Raw genomic sequence first — 24,541 nt, forward strand, 5'->3', positions numbered from 1 at the left:
TGCGCCCCTGAGAGCCGCCACCGGAGCCCGGCGATGTGCCCGTGTCAGCGGGATGGCCACCGGTAGGCGGTCCGGGCTTACCCGCGACGAGCTGTGCACTCGGCTCGCGGGAGAGGCCGCCCTAGCGGCTGATAGCCGCGACCGACGGCAACCGCGGCCGCGCCGTCGCCGGAGTCGCGCGCCTGGTCGGGCTGCCCGCGGCGATCCCGGTGCCCGGTGAAGCGTCCCGGTCGGCGAAGGGCGGGATCAGCTCCGAGGGCGCCGCCTCCGTCGCGCTCGGGTCCCGTGCGGCGATGCCGTCCAGGGATCGCAACCGGGTGCCGTGCCGCCAAGGCCGTGCGGGGACTGAGGCAGGTGATGTGAGCGGACCCCGGCCCGTGCGTAGTCATGGAGCCGAACTGGAAGCTGGCAGTCCTAGGGCGCCGTCGGCGCCGCTCCGGACGCCCCCGAATCCGAGAACGCGGAATCTGCACGACCGGCCTCGCGCATCTCACCTGCCAAGCAGGTCCGAGCAGGGCCGGATCCCGCCGGTGCCTGCACCGCACCGGTGCAACCGCCTGGGACTGCCGCGCGGCGGTACCGGGTACATGCCGGAGATGGACGTGCGCCTGGTGCGGGCGGCCGCGGCCGGTCCGCTGACCACGAAAACTCCCGGTGCGCGAGGCCGCGTCCGCGGAGGACTCCGCCGAAGTGGCCGCCACCGCTGCAACAAGCAAGCCGCGCCCCTCCCCGCGGCCCCACTGCTCGGGAAGTGCAACTTGGGAGGCGAAACATGGCTGATGGACGGATCAGCGACATCTGGGGCGAGCGGACTCCGTTCGGCGCCGGCGAGGAGTGGCCGGCGCGCGTGGACACCCACCTGGTCGACGGGGTGGACGAATCCCGGGTCGACCGCTGGGTGCGGGGTGCGTGTCTGCTGTGCTCGAACGGCTGCGGAGTCGAGGTGGCCGTCGCAGACGGACGCATCGTCGGAATCCGCGGCCGCGCCGAGGACCGGATCAACCACGGGCGGCTGGGACCGAAGGGGCTCTACGGCTGGCAGGGGCAGCAGCGCGAGCGACTCACGGCGCCGCTGATCCGCCGCGGCGGGCAGCTCGTAGAAACCGACTGGGAGACCGCGATGGCGGCCGTCGTCGAGCACTCCGCATCGCTGCTGGAGACGAAGGGCCCGCTCTCGCACGGCTTCTTCACGTCCGGGCAGCTGCTGAACGAGGAGTTCTACACCCTCGCGGTGATCGGAAAGGCCGGCATCGGCACCCCGCACATGGACGGCAACACCCGCCTGTGCACGGCGACCGCGTCAGCGGCGTTCCAGGAGTCCTTCGGCTGCGACGGGCAGCCCGGCTCCTACACCGACATCGACCACTGCGATGCGCTGTTCCTCTTCGGCCACAACGTCGCCGAGACCCAGACCGTGCTGTGGGCGAGGATGATGGACCGCCTCGACGGACCCGATCCGCCCCGGCTGGTGTGCGTGGACCCGCGCCGCACCAGGGTCGCCGAGCGCGCCACCGTGCATCTGCCGATCCGCAACGGCACCAACCTGGCCCTGATGAACGCCCTGGTCCACGAGCTGATCGCGCGGGACGCGGTCGACCACGACTACGTCGGCGCGCACACGATCGGCTTCGGCGAACTCGACCGCCTGACCGCGGAGGCGACGCCCGAATGGGCCGCCGACGTGTGCGGGGTGCCGGCCGCCGACATCCGCGCGGCCGCCGAGATCTTCGCGACCAGCGACTCCGTGGTCTCGACCTGTTCGATGGGCTTCTACCAGTCCCACCAGGCGACCGCCTCCTCATGCCAGGTGAACAACCTCCATCTGCTCCGCGGGATGCTGGGCCGCCCCGGGGCCGGAGTCCTGCAGATGAACGGCCAGCCGTCGGCCGAGAACAACCGGGAGACCGGATGCGGGCCTGCGCTGCCGGGGTTCCGCAACTGGAGCAACCCGCACCACGTCCAGGAGCTGGCGGAGTTGTGGAACGTCGATCCTCTGGTCATTCCGCACTGGAGCCCGCCCACGAATTCCAACGCGATGTTCCGCTACGCCGAGCAGGGATCGATCGGATTCCTGTGGATCGCCGGCACCAATCCGGCGGTGTCCATGCCGAACCTGCCGCGGATCCGGGAGGTGCTCGCCGGGGACCAGTGCTTCGTGGTCGTCTCCGACGGGTACCTCACCGAAACCGCCGAACTGGCCGACGTGGTCCTGCCGTCAGCCCTGTGGGCGGAGAAGACGGGCACCTTCACCAACGTCGACCGCACCGTGCACCTCCAAGAGAAGGCCGTCGACCCGCCGGGCCAGGCCAGGGGAGACCTCGAGGTGTGGATCGACTACGCCCGACGGCTGGGCCTGAGCGACCGGGACGGCAACCCGCTGCCTCCGTGGGACACGCCGGAGGAGGCGTTCGAGGCCTGGAAGCGCTGCAGCGCCGGACGCCAGTGCGACTACTCGGCGCTGACCTACGGGATGCTGCACGAGCGGGGCGGAATCCAGTGGCCGGTCACCGCCGAAGCACCGGACGGAACCGAGCGGCTCTACACCGACGGCCGGTTCCCCACGACGGTCCAGGCGTGCGAAAGCTACGGCCACAATGTCGCAACCGGGGCGCCGACCGGCGCGACCCGCTTCCTGGCCGAGCGCCCGGACGGCCGCGCCCTGCTCAAGACCGCACCCTACGAGCCGGCCTTTGAGACCCCCGACGAGCAGTACCCGCTGCGGCTGACGACCGGACGCACCGCCTACCACTGGCACACGCGGACCAAGACCAAGCGCGCACCGGAACTCCAGGGGGCCGCACCGGACATGTGGGTGGAGCTGTCCGAGCACGATGCCCGGTCCCTGGACGTCAGCGAGGGCGACGTGGTCCAGGTGACCTCGCGGCGGGGATCCATCGAGGCCCCCGCGCGCATCTCCCACATCAGGGAGGGCGTGGTGTTCGCCCCCTGGCACTACGGCAGCAGCACCAGCACCGCCGCCAACGAGCTGACCATCTTCGCCTGGGACCCGGTCTCCAAGCAGCCGGAGCTGAAGGTCGCCGCCGTCTCCGTGCGGCGGCTGCGCCCCGGTGACGGCCCGGCGCCGGCGCCCACCGGAACCGCCTCGGCGCCCGCGGCCGCCGCACGGACCCAGCACCGCAAGGGGGAGTGAGGGGCCATGTACCTGCACACCTATCTGGACATGCTCACCCACGCAGAGGAGGCTCTCGCCCGGGCCTACCGGAAGGTCGGGGAGGTCCACACCGCGGAGACCGACGTCGCGTTCGCCTGCATGGCCTTCGCCCGCGAATGCGACGCGCACGTGGGGGCCCTGGGGCCAGCACTGGACCGGTACGCGGACCGCGCCGAAGCCACCCCCGACCGCATGCACCCGGCCTGCCCCGGTCCTCCGCGTACCGGTCCGATCGGACTCCTGCGCGACCTGGCCGACCTGCATCAGCTTGCCACGCTCATCGAATCCGCCGGGCAGCTCATCCAGCAGGCCGCCCAGGGGGCCCGAGACGAGGAGCTGATCGACGTCTCCGCCCGCGGTATGGACGAGACCTCGGCGCAGTGCGCCTGGCTCACCACGAAGATGAAGGCCGACGCCGCCCAGACGCTGCTCGTCGCCACCTAGGGCGAGGTTGAGCACCGCCAAGCTGCCGCCTCCGATGGCCGCCGGCACTGCCAGGGGCGTCGCTCCGCGGCGATCGCAGCCACGGTCTCCGGCGATGCGTTGACCAGCCCCCTGAGCACGGCTCCGACAATGCCTGCGCTGGGCCCGGCCGAGCCGCGATCACCCCGGCGGCCTCGGCGGTGATCCATCCGCCGGCGGCCACCGCGGCACCGGCCGCGATGAACTGCGCCCGCAGCGAACCGGAGCCGCGTCCCGCCGCCGGAGATGTCGGGGCTGCCCACTCTCCCGCCTTCCTCGGCGTCCGCCGCTGAGCCGCCGCCGTCTTGGTGCCCCGGGGCAGTCGGCCGCGTCCCCCCCCCCCGCGTGCGGACTGCGCGCCACATCGGATGCGCTCCCCGATCCCGGATGAGCGTGAGCCCCCCGATGTAGGAGCCGGGCACCAGCACGGACACCGGGTGCCCCCAGGGCCAGCGGCTGCGGCCCCAGCGAGGCGCGTAGCGCCACCGCCGGCAGTCCGGCGGTGGGTTGGGCGCGTTCAGGCCGCCTGCATCCAAAAGAGGAAGAGCCCGTACCGTGACTCGGAGTCCCGCCACTGCTCTCGCAGCCGGAAACCGTGCTCTCCCACGTCGCGGATGAGCTGCGGTGCGTCGAACTTGGCCGAGTAGCCGACATTGAGGGAGCGGCCGCGCGCTAGGGCAAGTGTGAGCCCGAGCCCGGGGATTGGCACGGTCCGGTCGGCTCGGGCGCGAAGGACACCTTCCACGGTGGAGGTTTCCGCGTTGTAGAACGCCTCCGGGACGAAGTCGCCGAGCACGAAGCCGGCGCCGTAGCGGCGGTTGAGCTGGGTCAGGTAGTTGAGCCGGAAGCCGGCGAATGCGGAGTGCCCGGGAGGATCGTTGTAGCAGGTCTCCAAGGTTTCGCGGCTCTTGTCCAGATCGGCGGAGAGCAGGAAGCTGTCGCCCGGAGTGAGGCTGCGCGCGATCGCGCCGAGCAACCGGCCGCGTTCCTCGCGGGTGGCGTTGCCGAAGCTGCTGCCGAGGAAGGCGACCGCGAGCGGACCGTCGCGGCGGACACGGAGCCACTCGAGTGCGGCCTCGTAGCGCCCCCACAGGCCGGTGACCTCCAGGTGGTCAAGCTCCGAGCACAGCGCGGTTCCGCTGGAGAGCAGCATGGTCCGATCCACGTCGATCGGAACGTAGGTGGTCGCGCGCTGCCGCACGCAGGCTTCCAGCAGCAGGCGCGTCTTCTTCGCGCTCCCGCTTCCCAGTTCCGCGATCCGCCCGCAGGAGAGCAGCTCGGCGATCTCTGCGGAGTGCCGTGCCAGCAGGTCCCGTTCCACTCGGGTCAGGTAGTACGTGGGCAGTTCGGTGATCTGTTCGAACAGCGCGGAGCCGGCCGCGTCGTAGCCGAGCCAGGGCGGCAGCCGAGGCGGCCGCTGGCGGAGGCCCTCGCGCACGACGGCATCCTCCGGCGCTGCGCCGTCCGTGTCGGCAACGGGGTGGACGCTGACCCGGGCCGCTGGTCCAGGCTGTTTCACGGCGCGACCGCCTCCGCACCGTCGCGGAAGCTCGACTCGCCGAGTTCCCAATGGTGCAGGAGCCGGTCCTCCAGGCGGGCACCCAGGAACATGCTGCTGCGGATTCCGAACACGACGTCCGGCGCGAGCTCGGGCTCGGCGCTCAGCAGCGGGGCGATGACCCCGCGCCGGACGAGCTGCTCGTGCACCGCGTCGGCCTCGACGTGTTCGGCGTAGAAGCGGATGGCGGCCGGCCCGCAGCCCAGCCTCTCCATTGCCTTGACCAGGCGGTCTGACCCCGGGGAGGAGGTGAGTTCGACCGTGGCGAACTGGCCGACCAGTGCCCCGCGCAACGCGCGGCGCAGCCCGCACAGCGACATGAAGTTGACCTCGGCGAGCATCTCCGCCGGTGCGGAGTCGAGATAGGCGCCGTAGGCCCCCGACAGCCCGAGGCCGGCCATCATGTCGGCGAAGAGCTTTGCGTGCGCCCGCTCCGGATCCCCGGCGCCGTACTCGTCGTGCTGCACCGTCACCAGAGCGGCCTTCGGCGGACCGTCCAGGCGCGGGATGGCGAAGGTCTGCGGGTCGGCTTCCTTCAAGTGGTAGAGCGAGCGGTGGGCGACATACTCGCGCAGCTGCCAGAGTTCGCCGTGCCGGCGCAGGTAGTGGGTGGCACCGGAAGCGTCGACGTGCTCCACGAGGAGCCCGGCGAGCTCGCCCTCGGCGTCGGCGCCGGGCGCCACGTCTGCGCGTAGCGCGCTGAGGAAGGCCATCTCCAATCCGGCGCGGAACGCCAGCAGCGCCGGATCCCATTCGCGGTCGTCGTCAACGCCCTGGAAACCCCGGTAGTGCAGCTCGTAACAGCAGTAGAGCGCCAACTGGAGGTCCTCGCCATAGGGCGGGAACCCGTCCGGGGCGGGGGCCGCCGGCCGGTCCCCCCGCAGCAACGAGAGGGCCGCGGCGGAGAGCGGGCCGCGGGCAGAGGGAAGCAGCGGAGTCGCCGGCAGTGGTGCGGTCATGGCTCGCTCTCCGTCCTCGGCGTACTGCGCGCGCGCCGGCGGTGGCTGGTGTCGCAGAACGGGCGCCGTGCAGTGCGGCCGCAGGCGCACAGCGCGGTGACCGGCCGGTCGCTGTGCACGCGCCTCCCGTCGGGCATCTCCACGTCGACCGGCCCGTAGACGAGGATCGGGCCCTCGCCGGTGACGATGATCCTGCGGCGGCCGTCAGTCATAGGTCGCCTCGATCACCACGAGCTCCTCCCGGAGCTGGTCGGCCGCAAGCAGCCCGCGGGCGCGCAGCGCCCGAGCACGTGCCTGCAGCACCGGACCGAACGGAACCAGGGCCCGTGCGCGTACTTCAGGCGCCAGCCCCGCGGCCTTGAGGCGGTTCACCGTGGCCTGTTCGTCAGCGAGCGCGGATTGAACGAGCAGGAGCGTGCCGCCGGTGGTGAGCACCGAGGGCACCTCCGCGCAGAGGCGATCCAGCAGAAGGCGCCCGTCAGGTCCCGCATCCCAGCACCGCGCAATCCGGTAGCGAGGCGGGAGCAGACTGTGCGCGGGCAGGTAGGGCGGGTTGGCCAGGACGAGGTCGAAGCGATGCGGGGCTACCGGAGCGAACAGGTCACCGCGCAGGACCGTTGCCCGGACCCCGTACAGCCGGCTGTTGAGCCAGCTCGCCAGTACGGAGCGCCGCGACAGGTCGACTGAAGTGAGGCGGGCGGCGCCGGCACGGGAGGCCTCGATGCCCAGCGCCCCGGTGCCCGAACCGACGTCCAGCACTGAGCGGCCGGAGAGGGAGCCGCGGCGCCCGAGCTGGCGCAGTACGCCGCGGAGCAGTGCGGTGTCCTCCTGGGCGGGATAGACGCCCGGCGGCCTCACTAGCATCATGGGCCCCCACTACCCCGCCTCTGAACCGCCCAACCGAGCCGCTGACCTCTACCGGTGCCCGAGCGGGCGGCGGTGATGGGCCGCGGCCCGGACACTGCAGCCGGGGAGGCCGTCGTCGATATCACCTCAATCGGCGGCCGGACCAGCGTTCCGCGCCCGCTGCCCTACCCGCGCCCCCGGTTCGCCCGCGCCGCGCTGCTGCGAGGGCTGCGCGCCGAACCCGCTGGCGCTGGGAATGACGCGCCAGGGCCGCGGCCCATGTCTGTGTCCCCGTCCCGGATGCGGGTGGGCGGCGGAGTGAGGTCAGCGCCGGTCAGAGCGGTTCAACCGTCCGCAGTGCGGGCAGCGGCCTTCCCATGATCGAACTTCAGGGGACGGCCGAGTCCTATTGGATGAGCAGCGCGCCGTCTGAGCCCCACCCGCCCCTCACCGCGCCGACTACGGCCGATGTGGCGGTCATCGGCGCGGGCATCGCCGGGATCTGCGCCGCCTGGGAGCTGGCGCGCGAGGGGCTCGACGTTGTCCTCGTGGAAGCCGGGCGTGTGGCGGCCGGCGTGACGGGCCATACTTCGGCGAAGGTCTCCGCCCTGCAAGGGCTGAGCTACTCCCGATTGCGGGACACCCGTGGCGAGGCCGCGGCCCGGCTCTACGCCCGTTCCCAACTGGACGCCGTCGACCGGGTGCGCGAGGCGGCGGCCGAACTCGGGATCGCGTGCGGACTGGAGACCGCCGACTCCTTCAGCTACGCGGAGTCCGAGGAGGAGCTGGACCGGATCCGCGACGAGGTCGAAGCGGCCCGCGACGCGGGCCTGGCGGCGTCGTTCGAGACCGATAGCGGACTCCCGTTCGCCATCGCCGGCGCTGTGCGGCTCGGCGGCCAGGCGCAGTTCCACCCCCGGCACTTCCTCCTCGGGCTCCTCGACGACGTGTGCGCCCGCGGCGGGCGGGTCTATGAGCAGACGCGCGTCACCGGCCTGCACGAGGGGTGGCCGAGCCGCCTCAGCACCGAGAACGGGGCCACCGTCACGGCCAGGAAGATCGTCGTGGCCACGCACTATCCGCTCTTCGACCGCGGACTGCTCTTCGCGCGCCTCGAGCCGCGGCGCGAACTCGTCTACGGCGCCCTCGTCCCCACCAGGGCGGCACCTCCGGGCATGCACATCACCCAGGAGCAGAACGTCAGGTCGGTGCGCAGCGCACCCTTCGGCGACGGACAGCGCCTGCTCGTCATCACCGGGGAGAGCTTCACTCCCGGCGAGGGCGACGTCAGGCGCCGCTTCCAGCGCCTCGGCGAGTGGGTCCGGACGTGCTTCCCCGAGGCGCTCATCACCCATCGATGGGCGGCCCAGGACAACCATCCGACCGACCGGCTGCCCCTCGTCGGGCCGCTGCATCCGGGCACGGAGCACGTCCACGTGGCGGCAGGGTTCGGCGGCTGGGGGATGAGCGGCGGAGTCATGGCCGGACGGCTGCTCGCCGCCCTCCTGACGGATCAGGGCCTCCCGTGGTCCCGGCTCTACACCCCCAGCCGGATGCCGTCGCTGCGCGAACTGCCGGCAGCGGCGGCACTCCAGGGCAGGAACGCCCGGCACCTTGCCGTCGACCGCCTTCGCCCCGCCAGCGCCGAATCGCTGGACGACATCGCCGAGGGGACCGGGGCGGTCCTCCGCCGGGGTGCGCGGCACTGCGCGGCGTACCGCGACGAGCAGGGGGAAGTCCACGCGCTCTCGGCCCGGTGCACGCACCTGGGGTGCGTGGTGCATTTCAACGACGCCGAGCACACATGGGAGTGCCCCTGCCACGGCTCACGCTTCTCCATCGACGGGAGCGTGGTCCAGGGCCCGGCGGTCCGCCCCCTGCCGCGGGTCGATCTCGACGACTGAGCGGAGCCCGGCTGCAGGCCGGCGGCGCAGAGCCGGGCGGGCCGCGCCGCTCACCGTGAACTCTCGTGTGGGCTCAGCGTGCGGTTTGGCCACTCGGGCCACGGGGACGAGGAGATCAGGGGCGATCAGCGGCCCTGGCCAGGCGCGGCCGACCGGAACCCTTCGGCGGCCCCGGCCTGCGCCGGCGCGGCACGGCGCCGCACCTCCGCGTCCTTCCGGGTGCCATGGCCTGACGCAGCGGTGCCGGAGTCGGAGAGGCGTGTCCAGACGGGAGGCGCGGGGTGCCGAGTATCCAGAGCCGGGTGTGGCGGGCGGCGGCGAGTGTGGTCGGCCGCAGGATCGAGTACCGCGACCCGGTGGTCGTGCGCCGCAAGGTCGAGGCGGCCCGGGTCCGGCCCGATCCGCACGGCCCTCCGCGCCGGTTGGACCGCACCTGCGCGGTCAGCATCGACTTTCGCCACGGGTGGCCGTGCTACGAGGTGCGGCCGCGCTCGCGCCCGCACCAGGCGAACGTGGTCTTCCTGCACGGAGGCGCCTACGTCGACCAGGTGTCGGGCATGCACTGGCGGCTCGCCGAGACACTGGTCCACACGCGGGGAGCCCGCGTGGCGATGCCCGTCTACCCCCTGGTGCCCGAGGGGAGCGCGGCGCAGGTGGTGCCGGAGGTCGCGGCGCTGGTGCGCGAGTTGGTGGACCGCGATGCGGGAGCGACCGTCCTCATGGGCGACTCGGCGGGCGGCGGGCTGGCGGTCGCGGCGGCGCAGCGCCTGCGCTCCGAGGGCGGGCACCAGCCGAGCCGGCTGGTCCTGATCGCGCCGTGGCTCGACGTCACTATGGACAACCCGGGCATCCCCGCTGTGGAGCCGCTCGACCCGGAGTTGTCGCGGGCCGGGCTGCGTCTGGCAGGACGGCTGTGGGCGGGTGCCCTCGACCCGGCCGATCCGCTCGCCAGCCCGATCAACGGAGACCTGGCCGGGCTTCCGCCCGCGACCGTCTTCATCGGGACCCGCGACATCCTCGGTCCGGACGCCCATCGGTTCCGCGGCCTCGCCGAGGCGGCCGGAGTGCCCGTCCAGTTCCACGAGGCAGAGGGCCAGATCCACGTCTACCCGCTCTACCCCCTCCCGGAGGGCCGCCGGGCCCGGGCCCAGATCATCGCCTGCATCGAATGACACCAGGTTTCCGCGAGCAAATGGTGCAGCTCGTTGTCGAGTCGCAACGTCCGATCGCGCATGTTTCCGACGAAACCGGCGCCAGCTCCGGACCGCTGGACACGTGGGTACGCCGACCACGGCCGAGTCACGGCCGAGTCACGGCCAACGGGGAGGGGCGGCGCGATAGTCAGAGGAGACAACGCGCGTCGCCCCGGCCCCAGAGAGCGAGGGAGATCGACCGGTTCACCGTCCTGGTCCGGACCATGCGCGTGCCCTTCCACGAGGGGGGTGGTCAGCCAGTTCGACGGCTAAGGCGACCTGGAGGGGCTGGACTGCGAAGGGCTGCGCGCCGAATTCGGCGACCTCCGGCGTCTGGACCGGGTCCTGGAGGCCCGTGGCGCCACCTGCGACCGGTACCGGGCCGGCAAGCCGGCCGACGTGCTCGTGCTGTTCTCCCTGCGGCCGTCCGAGGAGTTCTCTGCCATCGTCCGAGGGCACGGCCTGCCGCGCCCATCCGTCCCGGTCCCGGATGTGCAGGTCGGTACCGCAGATACCGGTCCTGAGGACCTAGGTCAGCACGTCGCCGGACCCGGCGGCCGGCTCCGGAACGTCCGCGAGCCGGAGCCCGGGTTCGGCCTGCTCCGTGGCCAGTGCCTTCACCGCTGTGACTCCTGCGACCGCGTCACCGCTGCGGGCCCGCCGAGGAGGTCCCGTCCCCGGGAGCGGATGGGGATCGCCATGCAACCTTCCGTACCGCCGGGCCGGCGTCCATCGCGGTTTTCTCCACCGCGGCCTCAGATTTCCTCCATGCCGCCAGGGCGTCCCGCGCGGGGGCGGCACCGACCCAGAACCGATGGACCGCGGCCGCAGGCTGGGCGGGGGCGGGCTCGGGGCGTGCGTGCCTTCGGCCGCGGCCCAGTCCGGGTTTAAATAATTAATTAGTATTTATTATTGACGTTACCTGCGTCTCAATGGCAAGCTCGCTCTGAGCCGCAAGGAGGCGTCCGGCCAGGTGAGCGGCGCGCCCACACGTCAAGGAGGTCCCCCCATGAGCAGACGATCACGGGTCGTCCGCGGCCGCGTGCTCGCCACGCTCGCCGTGGCGCTGTGCCTGGCGGCGGTCGCCGGATGTTCGGGAAGGGTCGGTGAGGACGGCCGGGTCGGTGTCATCTACATGGACGCCCAGGGCTTCTACGCCGGGGTCCGCCAGGGCATGCAGGACCACGCCGACGAGTCTGGCCGCCGGCCCCAGCTCCTCGAGCTCAACGCCCAGGGAGACGCCTCCGAGGAGAGCACCTTCGTGGACGTGACCAGCTCCGCCGACATCGACGCCCTGGTCTTGTCCCCGGTCTCCGCCACCGCCTCCATCCCGGCCGTGCGACTGGCGCATGAGAGCGGCATCCCCGTCGTCTGCTACAACACCTGCATCGAGGACGAGGCCGCCGAAAAGTACGTGACCACCTACATCCTCGGCGACCCGCACGAGTTCGGGCGCCTGCTGGGGGACGCGGCCGCCGACCATTTCGAAGACGAGGGGAACGAGGCCCCCGCCATCGGCGTGCTCAACTGCGAGTTCGTCGAGGTGTGCGTCCAACGGCGCGAAGGCTTCGAGGAGGCGCTCTTCGACCGGCTGCCCGACGCCGAGATCGTCGCCAACCAGCAGGGCGCCACCATCGACGAGGCCGTCGACGTGGGCGAACGCGTCCTGACCGCCCACCCCGACCTGGACGCCTTCTACGGCGAGGCCGGCGGGGCCACGATGGGGGCCGTTCGCGCCGTGGACTCCAGCGGACGCACCGGCGACGTCGTCGTCTTCGGCAGCGACATGTCCACCGACGCAGCCGAAGCCCTGGCCGACCATTCGATCCTCAAGGCCAACGTTGACATCTCCGGTCTCGCCGTCGGACGGATGGGCGGTGAGACCGTCGATCGCATCCTCGCCGGCGAGGAGACCGGTGAGCTCGTCACCGGCGCCCCCGTCGACCTCTACACCACCCCCGAAGACGGTGCGCGGTGGCTGGAGGAGCACCCGGACGGCATCCCGTGATCCGCCCCTCGCACCCCGATACCGGACACGCCCTCCGCCCCCGCCCGTCCCACCAGTGGAGTACACCATGAGCGACACCGCCGAGGTCGCGGACGGCACCGCCGTCGTGGCGGAGATCCGAGGCGCCACCAAGACCTACCCGGGGGTGCGCGCTCTGGACAGCGCGGACTTCGAGGTCCGCGCCGGAGAGGTCCGCGCCCTCCTGGGCCGCAACGGCGCGGGCAAATCCACCCTCATCCGCCTGCTCTCGGGTGTGGAGGCCCCCGACGAGGGCGAGGTCCGCATCGGCGGCCGGCCCCTGGTCCGCGGCGGCATCCGCCGCGCGGCTGAACTCGGGGTCGGCACCGTCTACCAGGAACTCAGCCTGGTCCCGGAACTCTCGGCCTCGGAGAACCTCTACCTGGGCGCCTGGCCCCGGACCGCCGGCCGCATCGACTACCCGCGCATGCGCCGGGGAGCACGGGAGGTCTTCGCCGAGCTCGGCATCGACATCGACCCCGCCGCCCCCGTCGCCGAGCTGCCCCTGGCCCAGCAGCAGCTCGTGGAGATCGCCCGTGCCGTGCGGTCCCGCCCGCGCCTGCTCATCCTGGACGAGCCCACCAGCGCGCTCGCCGCGAGCGAGGCCGACGCCGTCCTGGACGCGGTCACCCGCATCGCCTCCTCAGGAGTCGGCGTCATCTACGTCAGCCACCGGCTCGACGAGATCCGCCGGGTGGCCGACACCGTCACGGTCATGCGCGACGGCGCCATCGTGGAGACCGTCTCCGTGCAGGGCGCCACCACGCGCCGCGTCGTCTCGCTCATGCTCGGCCGCGAGGAGCAGCAGGACGGGCAGCGGCCCCAATCCCGTGTGGACCGCTCCGGCACACCCCTGCTCTCGGTCCGGGAGCTGTCGGTCGAGCCCAAGGTGGACCGCGTCACCTTCGACCTGTACCCCGGCGAGGTCCTGGGCCTGGGCGGCCTGATGGGCTCCGGGCGCACCGAAGTGCTGCGCGCCCTGGCGGGCTTCACCCCCTCCACGGGCACCGTCCTGGTCGAAGGCACCCCTGTGGCCAAGCCGACGCCCAAGGTGATGAAGCGCCTGGGCGTGGGCATCACCCCCGAGGACCGCAAGGGCGAGGGCGTGGTCCCCCTGCTGGGGGTCTCCGAGAACATGGTGATGACCTGGTTCGGCGGCGCCGCCACGGCCGGGACCGTGCGCCCCGCGCGGGTGTCGGCCCTCGGACGGAGCCTCATCGAACGGCTCTCCATCAAGACCGCCCGCCCGGACACCCCGATCGTCAACCTCAGCGGAGGCAACCAGCAGAAGGCGGTCATCGGCCGCTGGCTGCACGCCGGGAGCCGCATCCTGCTCCTGGACGAGCCCACCCGCGGGGTGGACGTCGAGGCCAAGGCCCAGATCTACCGCATCGTGCGGGAACTGGCCGCCGAGGGTGCCGCGGTCCTCTTCGTCTCCAGCGAACTGGAGGAACTCCCACTCGTTTGCGACCGCGTCCTGGCCCTGCGCGCAGGACGCCTGCGCGGCGACTTCACCGGCGACGACATCACCCTGGACACCATCATCGCCTCCGCGATGGCGGCGTGAACGGCGAGGTAGCAATGACCACCACCACCACACGGGCCGCCGGCGAGGCGGTCCCAGCCCGCGGCGGCGTACTCGGCCGCTACGGCCACCGACTCAACGAGATCGGCCTCCTGGCCGCCATCCTGCTGCTCTACGTCGTCCTGGGCCTGTCCGCCTCCGGATTCCTCAGCCTGGACAACCAGCTCGGCCTCCTGCGCAACGCCGCGACCATCGGCATCGCCGCGTGGGGCGTCACCCTCATCATCATCTCCGGCGACATCGACATCAGCATCGGTCCCGCAGTCGCCTTCGCCTCGGTGATCGTGGCCAAGGGCGCCACCGAATGGGGCCTGGGCGTGGCCGGGGCCATCACGCTCACCCTGCTGCTGGGACTCGGTTGGGGCGCGCTCGCGGGCTGGCTGCGCGCCCGCTTCGCCGTGCCGGCGTTCATCACCACCCTGGGACTGTGGAGCGTGCTGGGCGGCCTCGCCCTGTACATGACCGACGCCCTGCCCGTCCCGCTGCCGCAGAGCGCCGTGTTCGACGTGCTCGGCGGATCGATCCTCGGCGTCCCCACCGCCGCCGTGGTGATGCTGGTTCTCTTCGCGGTCTTCGCCTACGTCGCCAAGTACACCGCCTACGGGCGCTCGGTCTACGCCATCGGCGGCAACGCGGCCGCCGCCAAGCTCGCCGGGCTCGACGTCTCCCGTGTGCGGGTGATGCTGTTCGCGACCACCGGGCTCCTCGCCGCCATCACCGGCATCCTGCTCGCGGCCCGCCTGGGCTCGGGCAACGGCGGCGCGGCGGCCGGACTGGAGTTCGACGTGATCGCGGCCGTGGTCATCGGCGGCACTGCACTGGCGGGCGGCCGCGGGTCGCTCGCGGGCACCTTCCTGGGCGTCGTCTTCATCACCGTCATCGCCAACGGCCTGGTGCTGCTGGGCGTCAACTCCTTCTTCCAGGACGTGGTGCGCGGCCTGATCATCGTGGCCGCCGTGCTCATCAACGTCGTCATCAGCAGGCGCAGGTCGGCCGAACGGCTCGCATAGCCAGAGAACGGGGAACCCACACCATGCACGCAACGAACCCGTCCCGCGCGCTCCCGGAGACCATGCGCGGGGTGCGCCTGCCGGGCGACTCCACCGCCGCCGTGGACACCCTGCCCATCCCCGAACCCGGCCCGGGGCAGGTGCTCCTCAAGGTCGGTGCCTCGGGCATCTGCGGAAGCGACATCGGTTTCATCTACCACGAGCACAAGACACACCGGGGTATCGACGGCCCCGCCTACCAGGGCGTGGTCGCCGGGCACGAGCCCTCGGGCACCGTCATCCGGGCGGGCGCGGGGTGCCGCCGCTTCGGCGAAGGCGACCGGGTCATCGTCTACCACATCGCCGGCTGCGGACGCTGCGACAACTGCCGCAGAGGGTTCATGATCAGCTGCACCGGGCCCGGGCGGGCCGCCTACGGATGGCAGCGCGACGGCGGGCACGCCCAGTACCTGCTGGCCGAGGAGTCCACCTGCGTGGCCCTTCCCGACGCGCTCTCCCACGTGGACGGTGCCCTCATCGCCTGCGGCTTCGGCACGGCCTACGAAGGGCTGCGCAGGATCGCCGTCAACGGCGACGGGGACCTGCTCGTGGTCGGCCTGGGCCCGGTGGGCCTGGCGGCGGGCATGATCGGCCGCGGCATGGGGGCCGCCCGCGTCATCGGTGTCGAATCGTCCCCGCAGCGCCGGGAGTGGGCCGCCGGCCTGGACGTCTTCGACACCGTGGCCTCCGCCGAGGAGGCGGCGCCGGCGGTGGCCGACGCCACCGGGGGCCGGGGCGCCGCGACCGTCATCGACTGCTCCGGTTCGCGCGCGGGCCGCTCGCTCGCCCTGGAGAGCGCCGCCGAGTGGGGCCGGGTGTCCCTGGTCGGGGAGGGCGGCACCCTGGAGACGGAGGTGTCGGACACCCTCCTGCACAAGCAGCTCACCCTGTACGCCTCGTGGGTGACGTCCCTGCCGGCCATGGCCGAGCTGTCGGTGAACCTGGTGCGCTGGGGCCTGACCCCCGAGCGGGTCGTCTCCGACCGCTTCGACCTGGCCGACGCCGACGCCGCCTACCGGCTGGCCGCCGGAGGCAGCCGGGGCAAGGTGTGCCTGGTGGACGGGGAGGCCCGGTGAGCCGGCCGGTCGCCGTCGACCACGACGACTCCGGCCCCTATGCACTGGTGAGCCTGGACAACGGGATGCTGCGCCTGACCGCGGCCCCCGAACTGGGCGGGCGGCTGCTGTCCGTACGCCACCGGGGGAACGAGTTCCTCTACCGCAACCCGCGCCTGCTGGGACCGGACCTGTATCCGGTGGACGGCGCGCGCCTGGGGCCGGTCGAGGGACCCATGAGCGTGTGGAACAACGTCGGCGGGGACAAGACCTGGCCTGCCCCCCAGGGCTGGGACGGGCCCGATCAGTGGGCCGGTCCACCCGACCCCGTCCTGGATTCGGGCGCCTACACCGCCACGGTGGCGACCGAGGCCGATGGCACGGTCGCACTCACCCTCACCAGCGGGGACGACCCCCGCACCGGTCTGCGCGTGCGCCGCCGCCTGATCCTGCGGCCGGGCAGCGCCGCCTACCGGCTGGAACTCACCGCCCTGAACACGAGCGGAACCCCGCGCACGTGGGCGCTGTGGAACGTGACCCAGCTGAGCGGCGAACCTGTCGAGGGGCGCGGCGCGCAGGGCGTCTACGTCGGCGTGGGCGGCGAAGGGCCGCACACCGTGCCGCTGGTGCGCGGCGACGCCGCCCCCGAGGTCGCCGAGCACGCGCCCGGGGTGCTGCGTGTACCCGCCCAGGACGTGGTGGGCAAGGTCGGTTTCCCCACCGCGGTCGGCTGGCTGGCCAACGTGGGCGCCGGCGGCACCGCGACCCAGCGCTTCGAAGTGAGCGAGGGCGCCCCGTACCCGGACGGGGGCTCACGCGTCCAGGTGTGGCTGGAATACCCGCTGGAGACGCCCCTGGAGCACCTGGGCGGCCTGCGTCCGGTCGACCGGGTGGTCGAGTGCGAGGCGCTGGGGCCGCTCACCGAACTCGCCCCGGGGGAGTCCGCGGCGCTCGCGGTCGAATGCGGTTTCGGCGCCGGCACCGGCCCCGTGGCGGAGGTGACCCGGGACGGGTTCTGGAGCGACCCGCCCCGCTGGGGCGCCCGAGAAGGGACACGCCGACGCCTGACCGGAACCTTCACCGCGCACCGCGCCGGAACACTGGAGTACCGCCCGCCTGCGGGCGGCGGCGTCCCGGACGGGGCGCGGGACCATGTGCTGGCCGAGGCCCGGCCCGGTGAACCGGCCCGATTCGACACCCTGGTGCCCGAGCACACTCGGGGCGCCGACGGCGGCTCCGACATCGTGTTCACCCCGGCGCGCGACCCAGTGGCGAACGGCCGCGGAAGCGAACAGCGGCCGTCGTGACGGCCATCGACGACGACGCCACACGAGAGAGCAGGCACACCATGCCACACGCCCGGCACGGCACCGTGACGGCCGTGGTCACCGGAGCCGCCCAGGGGATCGGCGCGGCCACCGCCCGGCGACTGGCCCGCGAGGGGGCGGGGGTGGTCCTGACCGACCTTTCCCCGGAGGTGGAGGAGACCGCCCGAAGCATCCGCGCCGACGGGGACCGGGCCACAGCGGTCCGGGCCGACGTCGCCGACGAACAGGACTGGGCCAGGGTCACCGCCGCCGCCAACGAGGAATACGGGCCGGTGGGCGCCCTGGTCTCCAACGCCTACACCGTCGAGATCGCGCCCGCGCACCGGACTGCGCTCGACTCCTGGGAACGCCAACTCGCCGTCAACCTCACCGGCGCGTTCCTGGGGGTGCGCGCCTGCCTGGACGACCTCGAATCCACCGGGGGCAGCGTCGTCCTCACCTCTTCCGTGCACGCCTGGTTCGGACTGCCCGGACGCCCCGCCTACGCCACCACCAAGGGCGGGCTCACGGCGCTGACCCGCCAGCTCGCCGTCGAGTACGGGCCGCGGATCCGCGTCAATTGCGTCCTGCCCGGACCTATCGCCACCTCTGCCTGGGACGGGGTGGACGAACAGGACCGCTGCGACAGCGTCGCCCAGACCGCGGCCGGGCGCTTCGGCGACCCGGACGAGGTGGCCTCCGTCATCTCTTTCCTGGCGTCGAACGAAGCCTCCTACGTCACCGGGGCGAGCCTGCCCGTGGACGGAGGGTGGAGTATCTACAAGGCGTCGTCGTGACGCGGCGCCCGGAACGGAGGAACTGATGGCCGCCTACTCGGCGCGCGGTGTGCACGGCCAGACGGTGCGGCTGCTGGCGCAGCGCGTGCTCTCCGGCCAGTTCGGCGAGGGCGAGACGATCGACCTCGCCGCGCTCAGCGAGGAACTCGGCCTGAGCCTCACCGCCATCCGCGAGGCGATCAAGGTGCTGGCGGCCAAGGGCCTGGTCGGTTCCCGGCAGAAGAAGGGCACGTTCGTGCGCCCGCGCGCCGACTGGAACCTGCTCGATCCCGACGTGGTGGGCTGGCGGATCGCGGCGGGCGCGGGCGAGTCCTTCTTCCTCGACCTCGCGGAGCTGCGCGCGGCCCTGGAACCGTCGGCGGCGCGGCTGGCGGCGTCGCGCCGCACCGAGCAGGACGTGGCCGAACTGCGCACGGCGCTGGCCGACATCGCCGCCGCCGACCGCGAAGGCTCGCCCGAAGCGGCGGCAGCGGCCGACCTGCGCTGGCACCGCGCGCTGCTGTCGGCCACTCGCAACGAGCTGTTCACCCGCACCGATGTCTTCTTCGCCGCGGGCCTGTCCGAACGCGACCGGCTCGTGCACAGCGGCGCCCACGACGACCCGGTGCCCAGCCACGGCGCGGTCACCGAGGCGGTGGCCGGCTCCGACCCCGAAGCCGCCGAGGCAGCCATGACCGCACTGCTCGACCAGGCCCGGGAGGACCTGCTGCGCGCCACCGGGGCCGGCGCCACCGACCATGACGATCAGGAAGAGCACGAATGAAGATCACCCGCATTGAGACCTTCCTGGTCGCCCCGCGGTGGCTGTTCTGCCGTGTGGAGACCGATGACGGCCTGGTCGGCTGGGGCGAGCCCGTGGTGGAAGGGCGCGCCGAGACCGTGCGCGCCGCGGTCGGAGAACTCTCCGACCTGCTGCTGGGCGAGGACCCCACCGCCATCGAACACCACTGGCAGCGCCTGACCAAAGCCGCGTTCTACCGCGGCGGACCGGTGCTCTCCAGCGCCGTGGCAGGTCTCGACCAGGCCCTGTGGGACATCACCGGAAAGAGCCTGGGAGTGCCCGTGCACCGGCTCCTGGGCGGGCCCGTGCGCGACCGGGTGCGGGTGTACGGGTGGGTCGGGGGAGACGACCCCACCGAGCTGGCCGACGCGGTCGCCGAGCGGGTCGGCTCCGGGCTCACGGCGGTCAAGATGAACGCGTCCGGGGTGATGGGGCGCTCGGCCACCATGCGCGAGATCGACGGCGTGGTGGACCGCCTGGCCGCGGTGCGCGAGGTGCTCGGCCCCGACCGCGACGTGGCGGTGGACTTCCACGGCCGCTTCAACGCTGCCACCGCCCGCAGGGTGCTGCCGCTGCTGGAGCCGCTGCGCCCCATGTTCGTGGAGGAACCGCTGCTGCCCGAGTACGGCCACCTGCTCGAAGGCGTGGTCCGGTCGAGCCCGGTCCCCGTGGCCACTGGCGAGCGCCTCTTCTCCCGCACTGACTTCCTGCCCGCCCTGCAGGCCGGGATCGCCGTCGCCCAACCCGACCTGTCGCACGCCGGCGGGGTCTCCGAGGTGCGCCGGATCGCGGCCCTGGCCGAAACCTACGACGTGCTGCTGGCCCCGCACTGCCCGCTGGGGCCCATCGCCTTGGCCGCGAGCCTGCAGGTCGCCTTCGCCACCCCCAACTTCCTCATCCAGGAGCAGAGCATCGGCATCCACTACAACCGGGAGGCGGAGCTGCTCGACTACGTGCTCGACACCGAGGCGTTCGCCTTCCCCGGCGGGTACGTCCACCGCACCGGGGCGCCGGGCCTGGGGGTCGAGATCGACGAGGCGGCCGTCCGCCGCGCCGACCAGATCGGCCATCGCTGGCGCCCGCCCGTGTGGAAGCACACTGACGGGTCGTTCGCCGAATGGTAGGCGGCAGCGCACCGGAGACGAGAGCGGAGAGGACGGCGATGAGAACGAGCACGGTGTCGGAGCCGTGGAGCGCGGACCGGCTCGAACTGGGGGAGGGGGCCCGCTGGATCGGCGACGGGCTCCTGCTCGTGGACATCCTGGCCGGGCGGCTGCTGCGCCTGGACCCCGGCGAGAGGGGACCGCTCAAGGAGGTTCTCCGCCTGGACGCGCCGCTGGGCGCGGTCGCCCCCGTCCGGGGTCGCCCGGGGCGCCACATCGCCGCGGCCGGGACCGGTATCGCCCTCCTGGATGGCGACGGCGCCGACTGGATCGCCCGTCCCGAAGCGGGCGCGCCCGTACCCATGCGCATGAACGACGGCTGCTGCGACCCCCGCGGCCGCTTCTGGGCGGGGTCGACGGCCTACGACGGCACCCGGGGCGCCGGAACGCTCTACCGGGTCGATCCCGACCGCACGCTCACCCCCGCCCTGCGGGGGTACACCGTCCCCAACGGCCCTGCGTTCACCGCCGACGGCGCGCGCATGTACCTTGCCGACAGCGCCGAGGGGCGCATCGACGTCTGCGGGATCGGACCCGACGGGCAGATCGGCGACGTGCGCGTCTTCACCCGGGTGGAGGACGGAAGCCCGGACGGTATGCAGGTCGACGCCGAAGGATGCCTGTGGGTCGCCGTCTGGGGCGCGGGGCGCGTGCACCGGTACGCGCCGGACGGGACCCTGGTCCACGTGGTGCGCCTGCCCGCGGCCCAACCCACCAGCGTGTGCGTCGTCGGCACCGACGCCCCGGTCCTCTTCATCACCTCCGCCGCTTTCGGTCTGAACCGGCCCGCGGCCCGCGACGGCGCGGTCTTCGCCCTGCCCGTCGACGTCCCCGCACCGCGCGCCCGCGCCTTCGGCGCCGCCTCATGAGCCCCGAGGCCACCTGCGTGGGCGAGACCATGCTGCTGCTGACCCCGCCCGACGCGACCCCGCTGGACCATGCGGACGCCCTGGGGACGGGCATCGCCGGCGCGGAGTCGAACGTGGCCTGCGGCCTGGCCGCGCTGGGCCACCGCGCCGCCTGGGTCAGCCGGGTGGGCGACGACCCCTTCGGGCGCATGGTCACCCGGACCCTGCACGAGCGCGGCGTGGACGTCTCCGGTGTGCACGCCGACGCCCACCGGCCCACCGGCCTGATGGCCAAGGACCCCGCCCCGGCCGGCAGCGGCGTCCACTACTACCGGACCGGTTCGGCCGCCTCGTCCATGGGCCCCGAACTGGCCGGACACCCCCTGGTCAGATCCGCACGCACGGTGCACCTGTCCGGGATCACCCCCGCGCTGTCCCCCGGGGCAGACGCGCTCACCGAGCGCCTGCTCACCGACCCGGAGCTGTCCGTGAGCTTCGACGTCAACCACCGGCCGCGCCTCTGGGCCCCCGGAGCCGCGGCGCCGCGCCTGCTCACCCTGGCCGGGCTGGCGGACATCGTCCTCGTCGGCCGAGACGAAGCCCAGGCCTTATGGGGGACGTCTACTGCGCAGGACGTGCGCGCGCTCCTGCCCGACGTGGGGCGCCTGGTGGTCAAGGACGCCGAGCACGGGGCCACCGAGTTCCACGGCGGCGCCGCCGTCCACGTGCCCGCGCCCGCCGTGGAGGTGGTCGAGCCCGTGGGCGCCGGCGATGCCTTCGCCGCGGGCTACCTGTCCGCGGTGTTCCGCGGCCTGCCCGCCCCGGCCCGCCTGCGCCTGGGCCACCTGTGCGCGGGCTCGGCCCTGCGCGTGACGGGCGACCTGGCGCCGCCGCCCGGCCCCGCCGAGCTGGCGGAGCTGCTGACCGTGCCCGACCACCACTGGCGCGAACGCGCAGCGGCGGCCGTCGCCGCCACGACGAGGAGGCAACATTGAACGCAAGCGGTCTGGACGCGCTCTTCGAGGGGCGGCGCGTGATGGCGATCCTGCGCGGGCTGCCGGTGCGCGACACCGTCGACCTGGCCACCCGCGCCTGGGACCTGGGCATCACCGCGGTGGAGGTCCCCGCCCGCGGCGAGGGGGCGATGGACGCCCTCAGCGCCGCGGTCGCCGCCGGGGCCCGGCGCGGCCACGCCGTCGGTGCCGGAACGGTCGTCACCACTGACCAGGTGCGGGCGGTCGCCGAGGCGGGGGCCGCGTTCACCGTGGCGCCCGGCTTCGACGCCGAGGTGATGGCCGCCTCCGAGGAGGCGGGAATGCCCCACCTGCCCGGCGTGGCCACACCCACCGACGTCCAGGCCGTACTCGGAGCGGGCGGTCGCTGGGTGAAGGCCTTCCCCGCTTCGGTGCTCGGCCCCGACTGGATCACGGCCGTGCGCGCGCCCTTCCCCGACGTCCACATCGTGGCCACCGGCAGCGTCGACGCCCGCAACGCCGGGGCCTTCCTGGACGCGGGGGCCCGGATGGTCGCGGTGGGGTCGGCGCTGGCCGACCCCGAGCAGATCCCGCTCCTGGCCGAACTGGTCTGAGACCGGGGACGGTGACACGTCCTGCGGCCGTGCGCCCCGGGGGAGGGGAGGCGCGGGGCGGCGGGGCGCCCCGCGCCGGACTCCTGGGTCCTGCTTTTCATGGTCGTAGTACACGGCCGCTCTCGACTTGAGGCGCTCGGCCGAATTCGGCGGGAAAGGTAGCTCACCTACGTCGATTCCCTGCGCCCGCAGGAGTCCGTTCAGGTCAGAGGGTTCCTTTGAGGGGGATCTTTCCGTCCTGGTGAGGTGTTTCTTCCGCCGGGTTCCGCGCGGCGGCCCCGGGCGCCGGTCACTCCGTGTGCGGCGGGCGGGGCGCCGGCGGCCAGTTCGCTGCCGGAGCAGCGCCGCGTCCGCCGATCACCCCGGGCGGCCGTAGGGCTTGCGGGACCTGGCGAGGATTCCGCGCAGCGCGGCGGTCGGGATCTTGGGCGTGCGCTCCGCGGTGAGCAGGCCGTTCACCTCCTGCGCGGTGTCGGTGAACTGCGTGTAGCAGTACCCGGCCAGTCCGGAGTCGATCGCGGCCCCCACCAGCGCGTCCAGCCTCTCGGCAAACTCCTCGGGGGTGGCGACGGTGTCGTAGCCGAACCACTCCTCGCCCTCGCGCGGTGCGAAGGCCGCCCCGCCGAACTCGCTCAGCACCACCGGCTGGCCTTCGTGGCGCGTCCCCTCCAGCAGCAAGCGGCGGGCGGCCGGCCAGGATTCCGGCAGCGCTCCACGGCGCAGCTGCGCGCTGCCGTAGCGCTCCCGCAGGACCTCGGCGTGCTGGGTGTAGTCGTGCACCCCCCAGATGTCGGCGGCCGAGATCTCCCAGCCGTCGTTGGACACCGCGGGCCGCGACGGGTCCAGCGACTTGGTCAGGTGGTAGAGCATGTCCAGGAAGCTGCGCTGCTGCGGCACCAGGGCCGGTGTGGGCGCCGACCAGGTCTCGTTGACCGGCACCCACGCCACGATCGAGGGGTGGCTGCGGTCCCGGGCCAGCGCCTCGGTCCACTCGGCCGCCACCCGCTCCACGGTCTGCGTGCCGAACGCGTAGGCGGAGGGCATCTCCCCCCACAGGACCAGGCCGATCCGGTCGGCCCAGTAGAGGAACCGCGGGTCCTCCAGCTTCTGGTGGATCCGCAGCCCGTTGAGGCCGATCTCCTTGGCCAGCTCCGCCTCGCGGCGCAGCTCCTCTCCCGGGGCCGCGAGGTGCGAGCCCGGCCAGTACCCCTGCTGCAGGGCCATGCGCAGGAAGTACGGCTTGTGGTTGAGCAGGAACACGCCGTCGTCCCAGCCGACGTCGCGTAGTCCCAGATAGGAGTCGAACCGGTCCAGCACCTTGTCGGCGGCTTCCGGCGGAGCGGCGTCCCCCGCCGCGTCGCCGCCCTGCGCGCCGGAGTCCCCGCCGTCGCGCAGCTCGACCGACGCGTCGACGAGGGTGGGCCGCTCCGGGCTCCAGAGCAGCTCGTCCCAGACCTGGCCGTGGCACAGGTCCGGAACCGCGACGTCGAACGCCGTCTCCCGCGTCCGCGCGAGGACCGTCTGCTCGGCCAGCACGCGCCCGGCGACCGAGAGCCGCACCGCCACCCGCACGGGGCGCCGCGGCCACCGGGCCAGGCGCAGCTCGCAGCGGACCCGTGCCCCGGCTACGTCTGGCGTCCAGTGCACCGACTCCGCGTGCTGGTCGGCGACCTCCTCCAACCACACCGGCTGCCAGATCCCCGAGGTGCGGTGGTACCAGATCACGTGCGGATCCCTGCGCCAGTCCTGCTTCCCGCGGGGCTGGGTGGCGTCGAGCGGACGGTCCTCGGCGCGGACCACCACTGCCTGTGCGCCCTCCTCGGTCAGCGCGTCGGTGACGTCGCAGGTGAAGGGCGTGTGCCCGCCCTCGTGGCGGCCGACGGGGACTCCGTTGACCCACACGCGGGCGCTGTAGTCGACCGCGCCGAAGTGCAGCAGCAGACGCCGCCCGGCCGCCGGGCGCGCGGCCTCGAACTCGCGCCGGTACCACAGCACGGGGTGGAAGCCGGAGTCGGCGGCACCGGAGGCCGCCGACTCCGGCGGGTAGGGCACCGTGACCGTGTCGGTGAACACCGCGGCGGCCGCCTGGTCCATCCAGCGCTCGGCGCGGCCGCGGTCGGCGTCGTCGCGGACCAATCCCCACGGTCCGCTCAGGTCGCGCCAATCGTGGTGGCGGATCAGCTGCGGCCTGGGGTGGCCCGCGGCGTCGAGATGGGTTCGGGGCACGGAAGGACTCCTTGTCGGGGTC

At 73.0% G+C, this 24,541-nt stretch carries 20 protein-coding genes; 15 read left to right on the forward strand and 5 right to left on the reverse strand.

Going from position 1 to position 24,541, the window contains the following annotated elements:
• The first annotated feature begins 772 nt into the window (after positions 1-772).
• Together ACYVGT_RS01520 and ACYVGT_RS01525 are read left to right on the forward strand one after the other, a co-directional pair.
• Positions 773-3,151: a molybdopterin oxidoreductase family protein gene (locus ACYVGT_RS01520; protein ID WP_460854508.1), complete on the forward strand. Its 2,379-nt coding sequence runs from the start codon at positions 773-775 to the stop codon at positions 3,149-3,151.
• A gap of 6 nt (positions 3,152-3,157) precedes the next feature.
• Positions 3,158-3,616: a hypothetical protein gene (locus ACYVGT_RS01525; protein ID WP_460854509.1), complete on the forward strand. Its 459-nt coding sequence runs from the start codon at positions 3,158-3,160 to the stop codon at positions 3,614-3,616.
• Positions 3,617-4,151: 535 nt separating this feature from the next.
• Here the strand turns inward: ACYVGT_RS01525 and ACYVGT_RS01530 are convergent.
• Genes ACYVGT_RS01530 through ACYVGT_RS01545 form a run of 4 tightly spaced genes read right to left on the reverse strand, consistent with a single transcriptional unit; the run spans position 4,152 to position 7,018 of the window.
• Positions 4,152-5,153 (reverse strand): L-histidine N(alpha)-methyltransferase, encoded by a 1,002-nt coding sequence (locus ACYVGT_RS01530; protein WP_460854510.1) that lies wholly within the window; start codon positions 5,151-5,153, stop codon positions 4,152-4,154.
• Positions 5,150-6,151: an iron-containing redox enzyme family protein gene (locus tag ACYVGT_RS01535; RefSeq protein ID WP_460854511.1), complete on the reverse strand. Its 1,002-nt coding sequence runs from the start codon at positions 6,149-6,151 to the stop codon at positions 5,150-5,152. Before ACYVGT_RS01535 ends, ACYVGT_RS01530 begins: the two co-directional genes overlap by 4 nt.
• Positions 6,148-6,363: a CDGSH iron-sulfur domain-containing protein gene (locus ACYVGT_RS01540; protein ID WP_460854512.1), complete on the reverse strand. Its 216-nt coding sequence runs from the start codon at positions 6,361-6,363 to the stop codon at positions 6,148-6,150. Before ACYVGT_RS01540 ends, ACYVGT_RS01535 begins: the two co-directional genes overlap by 4 nt.
• Complete coding sequence (locus tag ACYVGT_RS01545) at positions 6,356-7,018, reverse strand: HemK2/MTQ2 family protein methyltransferase (protein WP_460854513.1); 663 nt, start codon at positions 7,016-7,018, stop codon at positions 6,356-6,358. Before ACYVGT_RS01545 ends, ACYVGT_RS01540 begins: the two co-directional genes overlap by 8 nt.
• Positions 7,019-7,374: 356 nt before the next feature.
• Between ACYVGT_RS01545 and ACYVGT_RS01550 the strand changes: the two genes are divergently transcribed.
• The 13 genes from ACYVGT_RS01550 (at position 7,375) to ACYVGT_RS01610 (ending at position 22,293) form a co-directional block, all read left to right on the forward strand.
• Positions 7,375-8,901, forward strand: a complete 1,527-nt coding sequence (locus ACYVGT_RS01550; protein WP_460854514.1) for an FAD-dependent oxidoreductase — start codon at positions 7,375-7,377, stop codon at positions 8,899-8,901.
• A 281-nt stretch (positions 8,902-9,182) separates the two neighbouring features.
• Entirely contained in the window at positions 9,183-10,073 is an 891-nt protein-coding gene (locus tag ACYVGT_RS01555; RefSeq protein ID WP_460854515.1) for an alpha/beta hydrolase fold domain-containing protein, read from the forward strand.
• A 1,030-nt stretch (positions 10,074-11,103) separates the two neighbouring features.
• Positions 11,104-12,102, forward strand: a complete 999-nt coding sequence (locus ACYVGT_RS01560) for a substrate-binding domain-containing protein (RefSeq protein ID WP_460854516.1) — start codon at positions 11,104-11,106, stop codon at positions 12,100-12,102.
• 67 nt (positions 12,103-12,169) lie between these two features.
• Positions 12,170-13,687, forward strand: coding sequence for a sugar ABC transporter ATP-binding protein (locus ACYVGT_RS01565; protein ID WP_460854517.1), 1,518 nt, complete (start codon positions 12,170-12,172; stop codon positions 13,685-13,687).
• Positions 13,688-13,701: 14 nt separating this feature from the next.
• Positions 13,702-14,715, forward strand: a complete 1,014-nt coding sequence (locus ACYVGT_RS01570; RefSeq protein WP_460854518.1) for an ABC transporter permease — start codon at positions 13,702-13,704, stop codon at positions 14,713-14,715.
• 23 nt (positions 14,716-14,738) lie between these two features.
• Complete coding sequence (locus ACYVGT_RS01575; RefSeq protein WP_460854519.1) at positions 14,739-15,830, forward strand: zinc-dependent alcohol dehydrogenase family protein; 1,092 nt, start codon at positions 14,739-14,741, stop codon at positions 15,828-15,830.
• On the forward strand, positions 15,827-17,116 hold the full coding sequence (locus tag ACYVGT_RS01580; protein ID WP_460854520.1) for a DUF4380 domain-containing protein: 1,290 nt from the start codon (positions 15,827-15,829) through the stop codon (positions 17,114-17,116). The genes ACYVGT_RS01575 and ACYVGT_RS01580 overlap by 4 nt, the downstream gene beginning before the upstream one ends.
• Positions 17,117-17,157: 41 nt before the next feature.
• On the forward strand, positions 17,158-17,913 hold the full coding sequence (locus tag ACYVGT_RS01585; protein WP_460854623.1) for an SDR family NAD(P)-dependent oxidoreductase: 756 nt from the start codon (positions 17,158-17,160) through the stop codon (positions 17,911-17,913).
• A 25-nt stretch (positions 17,914-17,938) separates the two neighbouring features.
• On the forward strand, positions 17,939-18,676 hold the full coding sequence (locus tag ACYVGT_RS01590) for a FadR/GntR family transcriptional regulator (protein ID WP_460854522.1): 738 nt from the start codon (positions 17,939-17,941) through the stop codon (positions 18,674-18,676).
• Positions 18,673-19,818 carry a galactonate dehydratase gene (gene dgoD / locus ACYVGT_RS01595; protein WP_460854523.1) on the forward strand — a complete coding sequence of 382 codons (1,146 nt, stop codon included), beginning with the start codon at positions 18,673-18,675 and terminating at the stop codon, positions 19,816-19,818. The genes ACYVGT_RS01590 and dgoD overlap by 4 nt, the downstream gene beginning before the upstream one ends.
• Before the next feature lie 38 nt (positions 19,819-19,856).
• Complete coding sequence (locus ACYVGT_RS01600) at positions 19,857-20,726, forward strand: SMP-30/gluconolactonase/LRE family protein (RefSeq protein WP_460854524.1); 870 nt, start codon at positions 19,857-19,859, stop codon at positions 20,724-20,726.
• On the forward strand, positions 20,723-21,700 hold the full coding sequence (locus tag ACYVGT_RS01605) for a sugar kinase (protein ID WP_460854525.1): 978 nt from the start codon (positions 20,723-20,725) through the stop codon (positions 21,698-21,700). The genes ACYVGT_RS01600 and ACYVGT_RS01605 overlap by 4 nt, the downstream gene beginning before the upstream one ends.
• Positions 21,697-22,293 carry a bifunctional 4-hydroxy-2-oxoglutarate aldolase/2-dehydro-3-deoxy-phosphogluconate aldolase gene (locus ACYVGT_RS01610; protein ID WP_460854526.1) on the forward strand — a complete coding sequence of 199 codons (597 nt, stop codon included), beginning with the start codon at positions 21,697-21,699 and terminating at the stop codon, positions 22,291-22,293. Before ACYVGT_RS01605 ends, ACYVGT_RS01610 begins: the two co-directional genes overlap by 4 nt.
• A 357-nt stretch (positions 22,294-22,650) precedes the next feature.
• Here the strand turns inward: ACYVGT_RS01610 and ACYVGT_RS01615 are convergent, their stop codons facing one another.
• Positions 22,651-24,519 carry a glycoside hydrolase family 2 protein gene (locus ACYVGT_RS01615; protein WP_460854527.1) on the reverse strand — a complete coding sequence of 623 codons (1,869 nt, stop codon included), beginning with the start codon at positions 24,517-24,519 and terminating at the stop codon, positions 22,651-22,653.
• Positions 24,520-24,541: the final 22 nt, after the last annotated feature.

This window comes from Nocardiopsis coralliicola, from assembly GCF_054779695.1.